Consider the following 17884-nt stretch of genomic DNA (forward strand, 5'->3'; position numbering starts at 1 on the left):
ATAGGCATTTTGATCACTCGCCTGCTAAGTTTTGCCAAATAGAGCACTCTTATTAGACATTTTAATCACTCGGTTGCCTAGTTTTGTCCAATAGAAGCCTTTTATTAGACATTTTGATCACTGGGTTGCTTAGTTTTGTCCAATAGAAGCCTTTTATTAGACATTTTGATCACTGGGCTGCTTAGTTTTGTCCAATAGAAGCCTTTTATTAGACATTTTGATTACTCGGCTGCCTGGTTTTGTCCAATAGAGCCCTTTTATATTAGACATTTTGATTACTCGGCTGCCTGGTTTTGTCCATTAGATTTTCCTATTAGACAGTTCCGCTGAAGTCATGTTTAAATAGTTCAAAGTAATATAAATCCATCCCCCTCCAATGGATATCCTTAGTGTGTTTCATTCCCAATTTCTCCAAAACATTTTGTGACGCCTTATTATCTGGTTTTGTTAATCCAATCAATTTTTCACAATTTAATTCCTGAAATGCATATTGGACAGAAGCCTTTGCTCCTTCAAAAGCATATCCCTTTCCCCAACTTTCTTCTCCGAGGGCATATAAAACCTCAACTTCTTTTAAGTCAGGATAAAGATTCAACCCCATGTGACCTAATAAAGTTCCATCTTTTGTAGTTAACGCCCACGTTCCGAATCCATTTCTTTCCCAATGATCAGTGAAAAATTTAATCATTCCCACTGCTTCGTCATAATTATAGGCATCACGCTTTGGGAGCCATTTCCCGACATCCTTTTGTCCCAGGATTGCAGCATAACTATCAATATCATTTTGAGGATCAAACATTCTTAAGATCAATCTATCTGTAAAAATCGGATTTGTTGTTTTTAATGACATTCATCTTCTCCCCTTTTCTAAAATGTAGTTTTATTAAAATTGTCATGCTAAAAAACCGACCGTACAGTTTATTTTAATTTATTTTTATATTTTGTCAATAAATTTAAAATTTTCTTAATCTCGAACTAATTCTTGTCTTTTTTTAAAATGGACTTAGACGTTTTATTTGAATTGGGGAATTATTATTAGAGGTTCATTGGTGTACTTTTTTGATTACATATCAAGATCAGCTTTATCATAGGGGTCATTAAAAATAAAAATTGAACTGACATTAACCGTTTGTCCATATCAGGCAGGAAACTGACTGAATAGGTTGTATTAAGTAATTCTTGGAGGTGAAAAGACAATGTCATGTTCCCATTCTGGAGGAGGCAGCAAGGGAAGTAGCTTTGCATTAATTGTTGTCCTTTTTATTTTGTTAATTATTGTCGGAACTTCTTTTATAAGAGGCGGATACTAATTAAATTTGCATTAAAAACCTACTCTCATTCTCCCCACCGTTTCTTCTGGAAGCACGATAGCTCGTGCTTCCTTTTAATTTTTTCAATCTTCTCGGTTTATTAATTTAGTTCGATCATGAGTCTGTGGCGGTTTTTCAAGCCATTTTTCCTTAATCATGAATTTTGCCCCATCTTCTGCATAGCTTGCTAAATCAACTATCAGCCTGGCGTATAAGATCCCGATGTCTTTTCTAACACTTCCGCCAATAGCTGTACCAAAATCGGCAATGGCAATCGCACTTAATAAATTTGCTTGGAACAGCATTAATTTATCGGAGAATGGCGGTTCAATGGACCCAGTGATTAAAGAATCCCAAGTTGATGGATATGATGTATTACTGTCCTTCAGGATATCAAAAAAAGAGGAAATTTGTTTTTTTCCTGCATTTGACCCCCGAAGAAAGAAATGTCTTAAATCCTTTGAGGAAGCTACTTGACTAAATCCCATTAGCAGTGTTTGTCCTACATGGCAAACCTCAATATTTGTTCCTAAATGGGCGATTTCTATGGCTAATAATGAACGTTGTTTACCAAAAAGGTGCCCTAAAAAATCGTCATTTTCTACAAATTGGACTTCTTTGGGATAATCAATATAGGGCGATCTCACGTAAACTCCCATTTCTAATGCTAAATCTGTTGCCACATCATACATTTTTTCAGTTTGGCTGTACCAAAGTTTATAGATCTCCCGTATGTCTTTTCTAGAAGAAATTGCTTTGGCTAATGAATACGTGCTTAAACCTGTTCTCCCCATATGCTCCAAATAACGCAAGTAAAAAACATCTGAATACAACCTTGGTGCTTTATTATGTATATCGTTTACTCCAAATCCCTGTGGAATTGGTATATTTTCCTTATGGAAAAGGTCTTTAATTGTTTCAATGTGATTCTCAGCGATTTTCAAAGCAAAATCAATAATTTGTTCAATTCTTTCATCTTCAACAGTTTGCTTAAAGTGAGTAAGCATACATTTACCCATCGTATCAGCCATATAGGTATTCCATAAAGTAGCTAACTCTGTGGCTGTTAAAAGTGGATGGTGCGAGAGTTCCAAAATAAATCATCTCCCATTTTTCAACTATTATCTGCAGAAAAGTACTTTATTATTAGTGATACAGCTCGGTTTTTGATAAATGCTTGTGATTGATATTATTAAAAGGTATCACTCATAAATAATGAGCTGTCTCTAACTTCGAGACAGCCCATTCTGGAGTTTAACCTCATACTATTTATTGCAATTCGGAAATGACATTCTCTACAAATTTGGCCATCTTTTCAATGACTTTTTCAGAGAAATCGAATTCAACACCGGTATCACGATAGATTTGGGCGATGGATTGATTAAAATTTGTACCAGCTCCTTGTTTGAAAAGTGCGATCGCTCTCGGAGGATCCTCTCGATAAAGCTGCAGCAGCTGTAGTGCACCCAGTTCCGATATGGCATATTCAATTTTGTAAAATGGATACGCAATGAAGTGAATACTGCCAATCCAGCTGGCTCCGATCTCAGACTCAAGGCCATTTAAATCAACTGGGCTGTAAAGAAACCGCTTATTGATTTCCAGGAACTTCTCATCCCGCTCCTGTGGTGAGTGTTTAGGGTTTGTGTAGAGCCAATGCTGGAATTGGTCCCCTGTAAGTGGATTTATGAGCATATTTAAGGCGCGACGCATTTCTTCTCGCTGCGCGTTCTTGAACTTGAGATCATCAGTATAGAATGTATCGAGCTTATCCAGCAGTAAAAGCTCCATACCCTGCGAGAAAAGCTCGGCTAGCTCCTCACGGTGATTGTGTTCCTGGATACCATTCTCACTATCAAACTGAAGATAGCCGTTTACTGCATGACCAAACTCGTGAATGAGCGCAATGATTGCAACAAACGATGGACTGAAATTGGAAAAAATAAAATTATTCTTTGATGCCGGTAAGGGGTCACAGAAAGCACCAGGACTCTTTCCGTTCCTGCTTTCCAAATCAAATAGCCCCTTTTTACGCATAAATTGGAATACTTCCTGGAAGTAGGGGTCTGTATTTCCAAGCATTTGTTCCACTCCATCGATTAACTCGGTAACAGTAGAGAAAGGTGCTCCATGAAGTGTACATGGCCCCATATCCCATGGACGATAGACCTCTACACCCATTTCTGTTTGAAAGACCTTGGCAAGACGCTTCCAGGCTGGAATCACGTGCTTCTCTACAGACTCTTGGAAGTCAAAGCAATCCTGAATACTGTATTCCCTATTTTTCTTCGTGAACATGTAGTCACGATAATTCTCGTATCCTGCGTTAATAGCCATTTTGTGACGCAAACTCACAAGTTCATTCATGATTTCATCAATCTCCGGCTTAACTCGGCTGCGGGCTTCGGCTAGTGCACGCCAGGCTTGCTCACGTATGTTCCGGTCCGGACTATCTGATTGTGCCTGAACGAACGGAAATGGTTTTGTTTCTCCATGCCATTCGACAGTAAAGCCACCCATGACCTCACTGTACCTGCTGACCAGCTCCTGTTCCCGAACCACGAGTGAAATGTTCTCTTCTCGAAACAGTTCCTCCTTTGTTCGCCGCATTTTACGCATCAAGCCATATTTATTGTCATCCAATTGTTCGGTGAACGAAAAGCTGCAGAACTTCTTGTCAAACTCCGCTTGAAACTTCGTCAACAGTGGCTGCACGATAGTTTGGTCATGCATATGAAGTTCACGCTTGTAGGAATTTGCTGTATCACGATAAAAGTCGATACGGTGGCCAGTCATCGCCTCGACAATCTCATCTGTAAGCTTTCTCTCTTCTGTAAGCCACTCTTCCAAATCCTCGACAGACGTAACTTCCTGTTGTAATACCGCCTGTAATTTGGCTTCCAGTGCTTCAACATCTTTCAGATTGATCGCATCAGAATAATACTTTTCAGATGTTGATAGTTCAGACATTCCGCGTCCCCTCCTCAAATGAACTTTAGCTAAAATCATTCGTTTAATGTTTTCAGCCTCATTTTCCCTAAAGGAGTATTTATTCTGTTCACAGGCTAAGAATTCCTTCTTGTCGCCATTGTACTAAAATGAGCCCATTCGCATGCTCTATGAAAAGTACATATTCCTTATATCAAGCTTGGATGAAACCTTCCTGCAAAACGTTTCGCAAAAATGGGGTCGGTTTTCCCACGCTGTAAAGCTGCAAATAATGCATAGCTCTGGTGCAGGCAGTATAGAAAACTCTGCGCAGGCTCTCATCGCCATAAACTTGCTCCGATGCGTCATAGATGATGACAGCGTCGAATTCAATGCCTTTAGACAAATACGACGGTATGACGACAACTCCTTGTTCATATTCAATCGAACCATTCTTCAAGAGCTTAATTTCATCAATGTTGGACAAAGCTTCAAATGCGCTCTTACTTCCCTCAGCTGATTTGCATATTATGGAAATACTATTATAGCCAAGGCTTCGCAAAGCTGCGACTTTGGATGCAATGCACCGGTGCAGTTCTGCATGATCGAACAATTGTGTCAGCACAGGTCGCTCACCGTCACGTTCGAAAGGGATAATCCGTTCGCCGTCAGGCACTAGTCTGCGTGTAAATTCAATTATCGGTTTTGTTGAACGGTAGCTGCGTGTCATGTTGATCACTTCCGTATCATCCTGTCCGTATAAGCCGGTAAGTGTGTGAAAATCAACCATTTCGCTGGCATGGGCGAATATCGCCTGATTAAAGTCACCTAGCACAGTCATTTTTGCCGAAGGAAACAAACGCTTTAGAAACTCGAATTGAAACGGTGAATAATCCTGCGACTCGTCAATAAGTATGTGCTTTATCGAGCTGTTCGTCTGAAAGCCTAGAATCAGCTCTTTCATAAGTAAGAACGGAGTAGCATCTTCGTAAGATAGTTTGCCGTCATCTAGCATCTGCAGCGTCGCTTGACAAATATCTGCCCACATTACGGGTGTTTCCCCCTCTATCCACTGTTTGATCTGCAAGGGTTCAGCAAAAAGCTGCCTGTAAATCCCCTTAATGTCAACGAAACGAAAAGCACGGATTCGTTTTTTCAACGGCTTCAATTTCTGGTCAACAATCAATCGGGTAAGTGCTTCTGGCTCGATCTCATAATCGGCAATCGATTCTCTTTTAAAGCCCTGTTTTTCCGCCAAGTAGGTATATGCCTTATGGTAATCCTCGTTGGAAAGCAGCTCGATTTCCTCCTGTACCCATGGCCTAGTCCGTTCGACTTTTTCGGCTTCATTTATTTTCTTAATTAGCCAATCCTTCAACTTTTCAAGTCTGTTATCGAAGCGGAGTGAGGTGTCGCAGCTATAAAACCTTTCTGCAATTTGTTGAGCAGTAACGATTGGCTTTCCTCTGAAGAAAATGCCCTTGAATAACATTCCAGATAACTCCAGCGACTTCCTGTATGATTTGAAGGTCTCAAAAAAACAGGTAGATGCCTTGAATTGGATTCCAGCTATTCTTGACCTGTATGAAGAGGTATTTACTTTAGTTAAAACATATTCTAATTGCTCGTAGGGATTTTCAACTTGAAACTCTTTACTTAGCCGATGGTCCAAATATTCCTGAAATGTAACCTGCTGCATATTCTCTTCTCCGAGCTCAGGCAGCACGTTGGACACGTAACTTTTAAACATCGAATTTGGTGAAAATAGAATAATTTGATCTGCATTCAGTCTATCTCGATATTTATAGAGTAAATACGCAATCCTCTGCAGGGCGGCTGATGTCTTGCCGCTGCCAGCTGCACCGTGAACAATGAGAAGCCTCCCGTGATCATGACGGATGATCCGGTTTTGCTCCTGTTGAATGGTAGCTACTATATTGTGCATATGTTTGTCTGTACCTGTGCCCAGTACCTGCTGTAAAATCTCGTCACCAATGGTAAGACTCGTATCGAACATTGATTGAAGAATGCCGCCGCGGATAAGATATTGCCACTTTTTCTCCAATATGCCTTGGATTACGCCTCCTGGGGTTGCATACTTAGCAGGACCAGGCTGGTAATCGTAGTAGACACTCGAAATTGGTGCCCTCCAGTCGTAGATAAGGAAATTATCTCCACTTTTATCCCTAAGCGTGGAGATTCCAATATAGACTTGTTCCCGAGTTGTTCCTTCTTCAATGAAATCAATTCGACCGAAGTATGGAACCTCCTGCATACGGCGCAGCATGGACAATCTCTTGGATGCATGTCTATGGGTGCTTTGGCTTACGGAAAGAGCTTGAGCCTCTTGTCTCAAGCCGATGATGGTCTCAAGAAAATCATCGAAGGTATCAACATTCACCTTGATTTCATCCCAAAAGTGTTTGCGGATATTAACAACTTCGTTACGGCGCAGGGAAGTTTCTTCCTCTAATCTGCTGATTTGCTCCGTAATTGTCTCCATTACACTGTCCACTCGTTTTTGCTCCAGCTGAAATTCTGAATTCATAGCAAACCTACTTAAAAAAAGAATAAATTTAGGTAGTTGACTAACAAAAAAATATATTGTATTATTATAATAAGGGATATACTATAATTTTATAATTATACAGTGTCTATCTAAATAAATTTATCACGGAATCTGACTTTTTTCAATGCATTGACAAGATTTTTATACTTTTCGATTCATAAATACCTCTTTCTTATTCTTATAAAGAATACCCACGATTAACTTTTAGGTATATTTAATTTTCCCCTAGATTATAGTGACACCTAGTTTGATAAACATTTCAAGGATTTCTCTTGAAAATACCCCATCAATATTTCACCAAAAATGATATTGGTTTATTTAAGTCATATCTTAGTAGACAATAAAGCTTTGCAGTTTCTTCAGCCACTAAACTTCATTAGTTCACAAACACAGTTTCGCAAATATGCATAAATATTAGCATCTATACAGATTTTTTTAGAGAAATTTTTCATAAAGATTAATTGACAACAATAAAAATATCCATATGCAATATAGCATTGTTTCAATACATTCTTCTGTGGCATATCATTAGTCAATATTGTTTCTCCATCCATGCATCCATATTGGCCTGATCCCAGCGTAGATGAGACAGACCGTAATGGATGGATTCCTCCACTTGCGCTTTTGCTTACTTTAATATTCTCCTTTAATTACAAAAAACGAGCCCCGAATTGTTCCAGCTAGTTTAGACTTCTGCCTAGCAAACTTAAACTTCCCTTCTAACTCCTTTGGTACCTCCATCCCCTCAGAAAGCTTAAAACCAACTGCCCGCTTCTTAGGGTCATCAACTGTATACATGACATTGACCTCAAGACCATCTTCATAAAAGACGTAGGCAAATTTGATATTTTCCACTTGAAAACGCGACGTTTCTAAAGGCTTGGCCGCAAACTCAATATCACGGTCTTCTTTCAAAATTCGGTTCACATAATCAAGGGTCTCCTGACTTTCTCTAGCTGGTACAACCGTGAATTCATGCTTGTATTTGTTCATAAAGTAACGGGCTTCATTAGCACGTAAACCAGCAAGCGCTTCTACTACAGGTGAAGACTCTAAACCAACCGTAGACACATTTTTAAAATCAACGATATAGGACATTTACATCTCTCCTTTTCTCTCTTTATTTCCTAACAACAGGACTCGATATTTCACCAAAAACTAAGCCATTCTTCAAGTTGTTTCTTTTGACGATACAAAGTTTAAGTACATTATTTCAAATGTTTACTTTTAAGAGGATTAACGTAAACATAACCTACTTTTCAAACTTATTCGTGTTAGCATTCCAAGTTTTAATTCCTATCCATACTCCCAATAAACTAAATATTATTATGGACATTAGATATAATGAAATAACATACGAAATATAAGTTAAGAGTATTCTATTAAGCACAAATACTTGCACTGTTGCAAGTATTAATGAAAAAACTACATATATGAATAATATGTTTAATACATATCTTTTTTTGCCTTTGGATTTTATTCTATTCCATCTTTTTTTTTGTTTATCAACTTTACTCACTTGAATCACAGTCCCCCTTACCCTATTAGAATTTTATTACGTCATCATTATTGGAACAACACTACACCCCTTCTGTAATTCAAGCACCCTATAATTTAACCACAATCTACAAGTAGCCTGACCTTTAGTATACTAAGAAAAGCTACCTGACGATGCAGCTCAATAAAATTCCTTATAAAAACCTTTTCTTTATATTAGTCTAAGTGAGATGTACTATTAGCAAATTTTATAATTTGTAGACCTTTGTAATAATCCAAGAAATGAATACCTGTATTATTCGTGTGGAACCATTTATTATTTTCAGTCGGTAACTGAAGAAAGCTTTCAATAATTTTAGTTATCATTCCACCGTGAGTTATAACTGCTATTCTAGTGGATGCGTTACTGTTTTCCTGAATAGATGAAAGAACTGTTTCCCCCGCAACCTAAATTCTAGATTACTTTCTGATTCCTGTTGTTCTCTTAAATTATCTATGTATTTAACTGAACAACTGATAGTATTAGATAAGATCTCGGTAGTTTCACTTGCTCTTTTTAATGTACTACTCCATATAAAATCGGGTGGAAATTCTTTTAAAACTCGTTGTGCCATTTTCTCTACTTGTAAAAGGCCATTTGGAGTTAGGGGCAAATCAGTAGAACCACTGTAATTCTCCTCTAGAAAGTCATCTTCTGATTCTCCGTGACGAATCAATAATATTTGCATCTATCTTACCCTCCTCACTATATGCTTCCTTATTTAATTTCTATAAAGGAAAAAGGTTTTCCTTTCAATATTATTTAGAATATATCATAGGTATATTTGCATTAACCTGCCAAGGCAACACAATAAAAAAGAGCTGCATATCCTTCATTGATCTTCAAATTCTGCACCCGTTTGTCATTTTTCTAATCTTGAAGAAACTTATTTTCATGGTAGTTTAATAAGAAAATCAACAACAATATTTAACGGAGTAAAACTAAAAAACAAAAAGCCGCCGAAGCAGCTTTTATATTATTTCCAAGGTATGTAATTATTTTAAAGTAGAGACCTGCCATGTAACGCCGAATTTATCGGTAACTTGTCCATATAAAGGGCTCCAAAAAGTTTCCTGGATTGGCATGATAACCTGACCGCCATCCTGTAATTTTCCAAACACTTCTTTCGTTTTTTCTACATCGTTAATTGTAACTGCAATTGTTACTTGTGAACCAAGCTGATATGGGTTGCCTGGAAATGTATCTGAAAGCATAAGATCTGTATCGCCAACCTTCAAGTGTGCGTTCATTACACGATCTTTAGCTTCATCTGGTGTAGGATATTCCGGGTTTGCAGGCATATCGCCAAACGTTTGAACTGAAAGAACCTTCGCTTCCAATGCATGTTCGTAAAACTTAACAGCTTCCTGTCCGTTGCCATTCATAACTAAATACGGATAAATACCTAAAATCAACCTAAACACCTCATTTTTATTATTTAGGAGGAGTTAAACCATTTCATTTAACTCACTCGGAACATACGTTCTTTTTTATATTACCATTTACTCCATTTTATTGCAACATACACAATTATAGGCAAATATCAGATAAATATGTATGAATCAATTTTAAAATTTTATACATAGAACATAATCGTTGGTCGATAAAAGTGGCCTCTGTCTTTACTATTTCTTATATTCGTAGACCGTTTGCCAAACCATTTCCACTCCACTATCGTAAAAAACATAGGTTGAACCATCCTGCTTAAACTTATGTAGAGAGCCTTCTATACCAATTTCTTTGTGTTCTACAGTCCCAATCTTTTTCCAAAAAGGAAAAAAATTCGTTTTAATATTTTCAGTAATCACAGCTTGACTAGGAACTAGAACACTCCTACCTGAATATAGTTCCTTTCCTTCAAAATGATATATCGGTAAATGATTTAGCTTATTGATGAAATACAAAACAGTGACGACCATACAACAAAGAAAAATCACAAGAATAATTGCTACTTTTTTTTCATTCTTATCACCTCCATGTATTAAATTAATTTGTAATTTATTTTAACGACTCTTACTTGAGATAATGATTAAACCAATTTAATATTTCCGCATGTGATTGTTTATAATGATTTAGTAAAGAATGGTCTTCATTTGGATAGCTTATATATTTGTATTCTTTATGGTTTTCTCTTAGTTTTTTTGCAAGTTCATCGGCTTGTTTCACAGAAACTCTCCAGTCTTTTTGTCCATGAAGAATTAGTGTCGGTACATTTATTTTATTTGCCCAGTAAACAGCTGATCGGTCTTTATATTTACTTCTATCTGCAACAGGACTTCCAACTAGTTCGTCTAACACATCCGTCATTCCTTGTTCTCTACTATTATATGTATCAAATAAATCCGTGAAGCCGTCTACAACTGCCATTGCCTTTATCGGCATTCCTTTTTTAGCAGCAAGATAGGCCATCATTCCACCTCGTGAATAACCAAGCATTACGATATTTTCACTATCAGCATAAGGAAGCTCCTTCGCTACATTGACGAGGTGAAGAACATCATCAACGTCCGCCCCGCCGAATTCATCTTTACCTTCACTTGCTTGATTTCCCCTATACTGAGAAGCAATGACCACAAAACCTTTTCTTGCCCAACTAGCTAATTCGTAATGAATGAGATTCCAATCAACCATACTTTCATTACGATTTCCACCCCTGTTAAAAATTAAAACGGGGGCTCGAGTCTTTAACTTTACAGGTTTTAAGACATAACCTCCTATATCCAATCCATCACTTTTATAGTGCAAATTATAAAGTTCCACATCCTGCAATTGTTTGGAAGAAGCTTCTACATTTTTCAAACTAATGATTGTTTTTTCCTTTTGATCACATGAGGTTAAAGTAAAAACTACCATAATGAATAAAATCATTTTTACTAACTTAACCACCTTTTTTCCTTCTCTCTTAGATTAATCTATACGAGTAAACACTATTAAAGTCGTCATTCCAATAAAATCATTTTTACTTAATTTACTGAACCTAGTAAATTCTAATATTGAACTACAGCGTCACTTTAGTTCAATAAAAAAAGGCACCAAAAAGGCACATGGATCATCAAATAAGGACCCATTAGTGCCGTATTATACAATTAGTTCTCTTTTAATTTTTTCGAAAAAATTATAGGTACTGTATTTTTATTAACAATTTTTATTATAGCAACTTCCTTTATTTTTCCATATACTGTCTCATTTCTTGATAAACAATAATTAAATGCCTCTGCTAGTCTTTCAGAAGACAATCTATTAGACAACGTACAATGCGGTATCCAATTGTCAGGTGAATATATTGAAATGGGAATATCATTGAATTGTTTAAAATATTTATGATGATTAGAATGAAATTCAATCAAATCTTTTGTAATAGTTGGTGAATAAAACAAGGCTCCTGACTTCAAAAACGAGCCAATCGAATTAAACGTGATATCTACACTTGCCCTATCATCATAGAATTCATTCATTCTTTTTATATATTCATTTGTGTTTATATCCTTTTAACTAGCTAACGTAATATGGGGTCTTCGATCTTCTACTTCTTCTGCATAGAAGGAAATCAACTTTTCTCTTAATTCTTTCCAAATATCGTTAATAATCTGTTCTGTTTGTTCATCAAATAATGCTATAACCCCAAACATCCTTTAACCATCTCCAATTTTAAAAATCGCTCTTATAATTATGGACAGTTAGGCATAAAACAAATGCTTTGCTTAACTACTTTAAATTTCCCACTCCATTAAGTAAAAATTATCATTAAGGGTCTGAACTTTTCTAAAACCACATTTTTCATAACAGGAGATTGCTCTAACATTAGTATTCTTTACTTCCAACACAACCCGAGACGCATTTTCATTTGTACTAATATATTTTAAAATCAATAAAATCATGGATGTACCGATTCCTTTACCCCATAATTCAGTTTCGCCAATAAACTGGTCTATTCCGTACACATTCTGTTTTTCTGAATAACCGTATTTTATTAGTTCAGATTCTTGGATTTCGTAGTATTGCATATATCCAATTGGTTTATTTTTATATTCAACAATACATGGCTTAACATAATGCTTTCCTTCAACTCTTGGACCATATTTTGTAATTATACTTTCTAAACTGGATGGTGGCCCTCGTAAAATTCCAATACCTTAGAATCATTTAACCATTTGACCATAAAGTCAAAGTCATTAGGGTTCATAGATCTTATGAATAGGTCGTCTTTTAAAATCACATTAACCCATCTCCATTTTTGTTAATTCTATTTTCATATCCAAGTTCCTTATTGCTGACAAAATAGATAGCCCTACTCCAGCCATTAGAATATTACTTCCTGTCCTGCCTGAAATTTTTCCCAATATAATAATTTACAGAAACAAACCATTTAGTTAAATAACAATTAGACACGAAAACCAATTTTTTGCTTAATTTCTTTGAGGAATGGTACACTAACTTCCCTTGCTCTTTTTGCCCCACTTAATAATATTTTATCCAATGTTTTCGGCGTTCCCATTAGTTCATTGTATTTCTCTCGCGGTTTGAAACTCCTCGGCGTGATGAATTTTAGTTATTCCATGATAATCTGCTACAAAGTAAACGGGCTGATAATCTTTAACCTTGGCCAATTCTAAAGCGGGTTTTATTGCCCCAATATAATTTCCTAAATGAATTTGTCCCGTTGGTTTAATTCCTGTTAAAATCGTTCTTTTCATAATAACCTCCAGTTAAATTGGAAACACAAAAAGGGCTGCTCAATCCAAAAAAAGGACGAGTAACCCCGTGGTGCCACCTTCATTCGTTTATATAAATAAAAGCACTTAGTCCGTACTGAAACCTTAACGATGTTTCGATACGTAGTCTCTTTTAACGGTAAGACATCCGCTAGACCTACTATTTGATTCAGTCTAGAAGCTCCGAAGCCCATTCAACCATAATCCCGTACGGATTCTCAGCAGCCATCCGCTCTCTGAAACGTTCTTAAAGCTTACTTTTCATCTTCATCGCTCTTGAATATTAATTTAATACTAAAATATGGATATTAAAAGGTCAAGCGAAACATGAAAAATTTTCCACCTTTCGGTAATCCATCAGCAACAGAATGAAAACCATCCGATAGTCGAATGCACAGATTAATTAATTATTTAGTTGTTTGTTCAAAAATGAAATAAATTTTTCTTGTGATTTTTGATTTGAAATTATCTTTTTGGTACGAATACTGCTTTGTAAATATCCCCTAATTTTTCGATTAACAAAGAATAAGCGACGGTATTTCTCATCTTCATATATCTCCTTAAACCATTCGTATTGGAGTAAAAATTTTATATTTTTATCAATTTTTTGGGTGTTCAATGTACTAGTAGGACTAATAGTCCCAGCTAAAGAGGAAAAAAACTCACTTAAAAAATCTGTCAATTCCCTTACCCTCCAATTCAAAATTGATAATACCACATAAAAATATGTATTTTATTATCCATATATATAATCTCCATAAACAATGTCCCTAATAATACTAAAATATACTGATGTTGTTAATCTAACCTGCATCGTTCCTTGAATAAGGAATAAGAACCCCTTCTTTATTGACGTATCGCAACCATAGTTGAAGAGGCAAAATTTTAAAAATGCTGAGTTCATAAATAATACAAGTAAATCCATATTTTTTGTAATTTAAATCACACCTTTTTTTAACTATCGGATTTACAATCGTTATAAATCCATAAAAAGAAAAGGGGCTGATACATCACCGAGGTGCGAAAGGAGTTTAATTTGATGTTGATTTTCAAGGACATCCTTTACTCTCCTTTATAAAAAACCTCTCGAGTGTTTGAGTTTTATTCATCATACAATAAGACTTTTTGGTTGTATGAAACTTTACAGCAAATGTAGGAGGTTATTCTTTTGTTAAAATTTCTGATTTTCGTTTTGATTCCTATTACTTTGATTTTGTTGGCTGTTTTTTATGAGGGAATGATGGAGCTATATAAGCAAGAAAAGGAGGAAGAAAAAAATATTGTCAGAGAAGGAATGGAAGGATACTTAGATCAAAAGTATGGAAGAGGAAAAGTTAAAATATTCAAATCGATACTTGATGCTGAAGGCAATGAAAGGTATTTGATTTATTTGCCGCATTACGAGTGGTTCAAAGCCCCGAAATACCAATGGTATGAAGTGTACGCCACTCATAATGGTTATCAGCATAGAGAAATCCAAGGATGATTTCGATCACTTTAAAAAAGAACGCCCCTTTTCCCTGAGGTGTTCTCTTTTGAAGTACCCCCAGGTATAAAAACATATATTAAAGCAGCTATAATCGCAGAGTAATTCGCATATGAATTATCTCTGCTTTTTTATTGATTTTAATTGGGTAATGAGGGTTTATGCCAGAATTAACATTATAAATCGCAGATAAATTAGCAAGTCCATAAAAAAAATTATGCTTCTGCTATTTTCTAAATACGGTTCTACAATTTAAAGGGTTATTTCCAAAGAATTAAGAATATACCTAATAAAAGTCAGAAAAATTGGAGAGTGGCAATATGATTCATGATATAAAAGAATATGTAAAATATTTAGATGGTATTCATAAACGAACGATGCAATATGTGAAAGCAATACCTAGTGAACTTTTAGATTGGAAGCCTTCTAAAGATAAATTTTCTACAGGTGATTTATTGCGACATATCGCATCATCTCGATTGATGTTTCTTGGTATATTTGAACATGGAACGTGGACATACATAGGACATGATACTGATAAAGGGGCTTCTCTTAAGGATATTTCAAATTATTTGGAGGCATGTCAGAATAAACTAACAGAGGGTCTATTAAAACTTGGCAACGATGTGTTGACAAAAAAGGTTTTAACCCTTAATGGTCATGAAGCTAGTGCGTGGAGAATACTTATGGCAATACCCGAACATGAAATCCATCATCGTGGACAAATATCTACATATTTACAAATGAACAAAATTGAACCACCTCAAATTTTCGGGTTAAAAATTGAGCAAGTTAAAACATTATAATTTTATGAAAGAGCTTTGGACATCATCGTATATCCAAAGCTTTATTTTTTTGTCTTGTTATGCAAATTGCTCCGGTAGTAATTTCAATAAAAGGTACTAATCATTTAATCCCTTTCCATTGAGAATTTGCTGCATATATTTCTCAACCCTTGACTCTCGAGTTTTGGATTGTTTGGGTTGAGAAAAATAAAGAATGTATGCTCTTTGCCGTCCAGGCGTCAATCCTTCAAAAGCAGTTTTCAAGGAAGGGATTTCATTAAATTTATTTTGAAGTTCTTCAGGAATGATGTATTCTGTAGTCTTTTTAAAATTCACTTCCACACCGGCTTTTTCAACTTCAATGGCTTCAAAAATATAGTCTTTCAAGATGGTTTCCATATTAACTATTTCTTGAACATTGGTGAACCGAATTTGGCGCGCCGCCTGTACATTCTCCGTTTGTTGGATTAGAATACCATGGGCATCCTGTAACAACGCGCCTTTGTGAAACAGAAGCGCACAATATTCTTTAAATCCATGTATTAAAACGATGTTTTTGTTCTTAAACGTGTAACAAGGATGCATCCATTTAAATTCTTCGGTCAGCTCACAGTCAAGAACGATATCTCTCAACTTCTCATATTCCTCCTTCCATTTTTTGGATTTACTTAAAAATTCATCAACCTTAGGATTCAATCTACTCTTTGTCATCAAGGAACACCTCACTTAAATTCTTCCTGCCACTTTTTGGCTTTACTTAAATATACATCAACCTCAGGATTTGATTGTTCCCTTGCAGTATAGCCATAATGTTCTCAATCATAAAATCCTCACAGATTCCCATGATATAAATTATCTTCGCTTAAATTTTACTATACCTATTTTTATTACACCACTGGTACTGGCTCTTTCACTTTTAAATCGGCTATTAGCCTCTTTATAAAGTTAGAATTACTAGTGATAATCTTCGAACTGTTCACGAAATATATTTAAGAAAATCTCTGTTAAAGTTTGAAACCTTTATTCAAATATTTACGTCTAATAATAGTCGGACATATAATGATTTGGGGGTTAACACATGGAAATTACGTATCTTGAAACGCTTCCTTCTAAACAAGAATTTTTTGATTTATACGAAACTACTGGATGGAATAAAGCTTTCAATTACTCTGATGATATTTTACATAAAGCAATTTCAAATAGTTGGTTTAGCGTATCTGCAATAATTGACAATAACTTAGTTGGATTTGGAAGAATAGTTTCTGACGGTCTCTATCAAACCTTTATTTGTGATTTAATCGTCCATCCTGATTTCCAAGGACAAGGTATTGGAAAGAAAATCATGCAAATGTTAATGGATCATTGCAAGACATCCAATGTGAATTTTATTCAGTTATCCTGCGCTAAGGGCAAAGTTGGATTTTACGAAAAATTTGGTTTTCACGCACGTCCCTCAGATGCTCCTGGTATGCACATTTTAGTAAAGAACTAACTATTCAAAGTCGTTTTTCTAAAAAGAATAACGGCTTTTTTAATTTAATAAATAGAAGTAAAAAAAGTAGCGATAAAATAATCATTATAAAAGTTATTTTCCTCATCCAACACCTCAAGGGGAAAGTCTAATTTTTTACTTTAATTCTATCTAATAAATTAATATTCCTTATTCAACTCCTGACCCGTTACCTGAAGAAGAAAATAAGAAAAAGGATTTATCCTTTTCGAAGTAAAACACTTAATTTTGATTATCAATTACTGTTTTTATATAAAATAAATTACCCCTGAAATTACAAAAGCAATTATGCCGACCAGACCTGATATTAATGCTATCTTTGTTCTAAAGCTTCTGTGTTCAGTTGTCTCAGTATAAAAATTTGCTCTTTGACGGTCTCCATCTGTCCAAGCCCCAATAGAAACACCTGATATAATAATACTAACTATCCCTACAATTAGAAAAAATTGAAACAATAAAACTCCCCCTTTTTCCAACATCCTACAAATATATACGAAATAATGCTATTTTTGTTTCATTTAAGTTTTTCTTATTAAACTGCCCCGGTAGCACAATAAGAAAAAAAGCCACCTGGAAAGGCAGCTAGATCTTTAACTCTTGCATTCGTTACTTGAATAAGAAAGGTAAAGTTTATGAAGTAATCAGACTCATAGTTTTCAATTTTCAACCTTACTTTTAATTACTTTGGAGAATTCATTTACTTTAGATGGATTCGAAAAATTAGTAAAAACAATAAAATCTTCTTCATAATGCATCAGTAACTTTTCAATAAAAGGAACTGCCCCATATACAACTCCATTATTTTCATTAAAATTTAAAATTTTATCATATTTAAATTCCCATTTTAACCCATTTCTGAACATATAGTCCGCACAAAACAATAATTTTTCATTTGTAGCAACTAAAATTCCTGATCTATTTATGTAGCCAAATTCTATTATACAATAAAGTGAAGAGAGCACTTCCTCACGCTCTTTTAAATATTTCTTTGCTGTTTCTAAATTAGCTTTCATTAGCTAATTTCCCCTTTTTTAAAATCTTTTTCCA

The 17884-nt window shown here is 35.3% G+C and carries 21 protein-coding genes and 1 other annotated feature; of the genes, 4 read left to right on the forward strand and 17 right to left on the reverse strand.

The features are described from left to right. Positions 1 to 313: 313 nt before the first annotated feature. Positions 314 to 850 (reverse strand): GNAT family N-acetyltransferase, encoded by a 537-nt coding sequence (locus tag RCG23_RS00540; protein WP_308178121.1) that lies wholly within the window; start codon positions 848 to 850, stop codon positions 314 to 316. A gap of 346 nt (positions 851 to 1196) precedes the next feature. Here RCG23_RS00540 and RCG23_RS00545 point away from each other — a divergent pair, with 346 nt between their 5' ends. After that, positions 1197 to 1310: a YjcZ family sporulation protein gene (locus RCG23_RS00545; protein ID WP_308178122.1), complete on the forward strand. Its 114-nt coding sequence runs from the start codon at positions 1197 to 1199 to the stop codon at positions 1308 to 1310. A gap of 83 nt (positions 1311 to 1393) precedes the next feature. Here the strand turns inward: RCG23_RS00545 and RCG23_RS00550 are convergent, their stop codons facing one another. The 13 genes from RCG23_RS00550 to RCG23_RS00605 all read right to left on the reverse strand — a co-directional run bounded on the left by RCG23_RS00550 (position 1394) and on the right by RCG23_RS00605 (position 13738). Next, a complete protein-coding gene (locus RCG23_RS00550) occupies positions 1394 to 2404 on the reverse strand; it encodes a DUF3231 family protein (RefSeq protein WP_308178123.1) in 1011 nt (336 codons plus the stop codon). A 175-nt stretch (positions 2405 to 2579) separates the two neighbouring features. After that, positions 2580 to 4280, reverse strand: coding sequence for a M3 family oligoendopeptidase (locus RCG23_RS00555; RefSeq protein ID WP_308178124.1), 1701 nt, complete (start codon positions 4278 to 4280; stop codon positions 2580 to 2582). A gap of 172 nt (positions 4281 to 4452) precedes the next feature. Then, positions 4453 to 6786 carry an RNA polymerase recycling motor HelD gene (gene helD, locus RCG23_RS00560; RefSeq protein ID WP_308178125.1) on the reverse strand — a complete coding sequence of 778 codons (2334 nt, stop codon included), beginning with the start codon at positions 6784 to 6786 and terminating at the stop codon, positions 4453 to 4455. 654 nt (positions 6787 to 7440) lie between these two features. Further along, positions 7441 to 7905, reverse strand: coding sequence for a DUF8821 family protein (locus RCG23_RS00565; protein ID WP_308178126.1), 465 nt, complete (start codon positions 7903 to 7905; stop codon positions 7441 to 7443). Between the two features lie 615 nt (positions 7906 to 8520). Continuing rightward, on the reverse strand, positions 8521 to 8724 hold the full coding sequence (locus tag RCG23_RS00570) for a histidine phosphatase family protein (RefSeq protein ID WP_308179933.1): 204 nt from the start codon (positions 8722 to 8724) through the stop codon (positions 8521 to 8523). Next, on the reverse strand, positions 8691 to 9032 hold the full coding sequence (locus RCG23_RS00575) for a histidine phosphatase family protein (protein ID WP_308178127.1): 342 nt from the start codon (positions 9030 to 9032) through the stop codon (positions 8691 to 8693). The genes RCG23_RS00570 and RCG23_RS00575 overlap by 34 nt, the downstream gene beginning before the upstream one ends. 307 nt (positions 9033 to 9339) lie before the next feature. Next, positions 9340 to 9759, reverse strand: coding sequence for a VOC family protein (locus RCG23_RS00580; RefSeq protein ID WP_308178128.1), 420 nt, complete (start codon positions 9757 to 9759; stop codon positions 9340 to 9342). A 598-nt stretch (positions 9760 to 10357) separates the two neighbouring features. Beyond that, positions 10358 to 11212, reverse strand: coding sequence for an alpha/beta hydrolase family protein (locus RCG23_RS00585; protein WP_308178129.1), 855 nt, complete (start codon positions 11210 to 11212; stop codon positions 10358 to 10360). A 218-nt stretch (positions 11213 to 11430) separates the two neighbouring features. Further along, the gene (locus RCG23_RS25755) at positions 11431 to 11799 is read right to left on the reverse strand and encodes a 2'-5' RNA ligase family protein (protein ID WP_374049795.1); all 369 of its coding nucleotides are present in this window, start codon (positions 11797 to 11799) and stop codon (positions 11431 to 11433) included. 33 nt (positions 11800 to 11832) lie between these two features. Next, positions 11833 to 11973, reverse strand: a complete 141-nt coding sequence (locus RCG23_RS00590) for a hypothetical protein (RefSeq protein ID WP_308178130.1) — start codon at positions 11971 to 11973, stop codon at positions 11833 to 11835. A gap of 81 nt (positions 11974 to 12054) precedes the next feature. Then, complete coding sequence (locus RCG23_RS00595; RefSeq protein ID WP_308179934.1) at positions 12055 to 12474, reverse strand: GNAT family N-acetyltransferase; 420 nt, start codon at positions 12472 to 12474, stop codon at positions 12055 to 12057. Between the two features lie 369 nt (positions 12475 to 12843). Then, positions 12844 to 13038, reverse strand: a complete 195-nt coding sequence (locus RCG23_RS00600) for a hypothetical protein (RefSeq protein WP_308178131.1) — start codon at positions 13036 to 13038, stop codon at positions 12844 to 12846. Positions 13039 to 13086: 48 nt separating this feature from the next. After that, positions 13087 to 13336: a binding site (T-box leader), on the reverse strand. Between the two features lie 123 nt (positions 13337 to 13459). Then, a complete protein-coding gene (locus RCG23_RS00605; RefSeq protein WP_308178132.1) occupies positions 13460 to 13738 on the reverse strand; it encodes a hypothetical protein in 279 nt (92 codons plus the stop codon). A 486-nt stretch (positions 13739 to 14224) separates the two neighbouring features. Here RCG23_RS00605 and RCG23_RS00610 point away from each other — a divergent pair, with 486 nt between their 5' ends. Together RCG23_RS00610 and RCG23_RS00615 are read left to right on the forward strand one after the other, a co-directional pair. After that, on the forward strand, positions 14225 to 14542 hold the full coding sequence (locus tag RCG23_RS00610; protein WP_308178133.1) for a hypothetical protein: 318 nt from the start codon (positions 14225 to 14227) through the stop codon (positions 14540 to 14542). Positions 14543 to 14862: 320 nt separating this feature from the next. Continuing rightward, on the forward strand, positions 14863 to 15348 hold the full coding sequence (locus RCG23_RS00615) for a DinB family protein (RefSeq protein ID WP_308178134.1): 486 nt from the start codon (positions 14863 to 14865) through the stop codon (positions 15346 to 15348). 96 nt (positions 15349 to 15444) lie between these two features. Here RCG23_RS00615 and RCG23_RS00620 read toward each other — a convergent pair whose 3' ends face one another. Continuing rightward, positions 15445 to 16038: a YdeI/OmpD-associated family protein gene (locus tag RCG23_RS00620; protein ID WP_308178135.1), complete on the reverse strand. Its 594-nt coding sequence runs from the start codon at positions 16036 to 16038 to the stop codon at positions 15445 to 15447. A gap of 367 nt (positions 16039 to 16405) precedes the next feature. Here RCG23_RS00620 and RCG23_RS00625 point away from each other — a divergent pair, with 367 nt between their 5' ends. Next, on the forward strand, positions 16406 to 16819 hold the full coding sequence (locus RCG23_RS00625) for a GNAT family N-acetyltransferase (RefSeq protein WP_308178136.1): 414 nt from the start codon (positions 16406 to 16408) through the stop codon (positions 16817 to 16819). Positions 16820 to 17085: 266 nt separating this feature from the next. On the opposite strand, the gene RCG23_RS00630 is transcribed toward RCG23_RS00625, so the two are convergent. Continuing rightward, positions 17086 to 17292, reverse strand: coding sequence for a DUF5316 family protein (locus RCG23_RS00630; protein ID WP_308178137.1), 207 nt, complete (start codon positions 17290 to 17292; stop codon positions 17086 to 17088). 201 nt (positions 17293 to 17493) lie between these two features. Continuing rightward, entirely contained in the window at positions 17494 to 17850 is a 357-nt protein-coding gene (locus tag RCG23_RS00635) for a PH domain-containing protein (protein ID WP_308178138.1), read from the reverse strand. Between the last annotated feature and the right edge of the window lie 34 nt (positions 17851 to 17884).

This window comes from Neobacillus sp. PS3-34 (genome assembly GCF_030915465.1).
Lineage (GTDB): Bacteria > Bacillota > Bacilli > Bacillales > Cytobacillaceae > Neobacillus_A.

Bases quoted from the DNA above. Each gene is read 5' to 3' on its own strand.
- RCG23_RS00565 (WP_308178126.1), bottom strand. From the start codon at position 7,905: ATGTCCTATATCGTTGATTTTAAAAATGTGTCTACGGTTGGTTTAGAG.
- RCG23_RS25755 (WP_374049795.1), bottom strand. From the start codon at position 11,799: ATGAATGAATTCTATGATGATAGGGCAAGTGTAGATATCACGTTTAAT.
- RCG23_RS00635 (WP_308178138.1), bottom strand. From the start codon at position 17,850: ATGAAAGCTAATTTAGAAACAGCAAAGAAATATTTAAAAGAGCGTGAG.
- RCG23_RS00540 (WP_308178121.1), bottom strand. From the start codon at position 850: ATGTCATTAAAAACAACAAATCCGATTTTTACAGATAGATTGATCTTA.
- RCG23_RS00615 (WP_308178134.1), top strand. From the start codon at position 14,863: ATGATTCATGATATAAAAGAATATGTAAAATATTTAGATGGTATTCAT.
- RCG23_RS00555 (WP_308178124.1), bottom strand. From the start codon at position 4,280: ATGTCTGAACTATCAACATCTGAAAAGTATTATTCTGATGCGATCAAT.
- RCG23_RS00600 (WP_308178131.1), bottom strand. From the start codon at position 13,038: ATGAAAAGAACGATTTTAACAGGAATTAAACCAACGGGACAAATTCAT.
- RCG23_RS00620 (WP_308178135.1), bottom strand. From the start codon at position 16,038: ATGACAAAGAGTAGATTGAATCCTAAGGTTGATGAATTTTTAAGTAAA.
- RCG23_RS00625 (WP_308178136.1), top strand. From the start codon at position 16,406: ATGGAAATTACGTATCTTGAAACGCTTCCTTCTAAACAAGAATTTTTT.
- RCG23_RS00575 (WP_308178127.1), bottom strand. From the start codon at position 9,032: ATGCAAATATTATTGATTCGTCACGGAGAATCAGAAGATGACTTTCTA.
- RCG23_RS00545 (WP_308178122.1), top strand. From the start codon at position 1,197: ATGTCATGTTCCCATTCTGGAGGAGGCAGCAAGGGAAGTAGCTTTGCA.
- helD (WP_308178125.1), bottom strand. From the start codon at position 6,786: ATGAATTCAGAATTTCAGCTGGAGCAAAAACGAGTGGACAGTGTAATG.
- RCG23_RS00590 (WP_308178130.1), bottom strand. From the start codon at position 11,973: ATGTTTGGGGTTATAGCATTATTTGATGAACAAACAGAACAGATTATT.
- RCG23_RS00585 (WP_308178129.1), bottom strand. From the start codon at position 11,212: ATGATTTTATTCATTATGGTAGTTTTTACTTTAACCTCATGTGATCAA.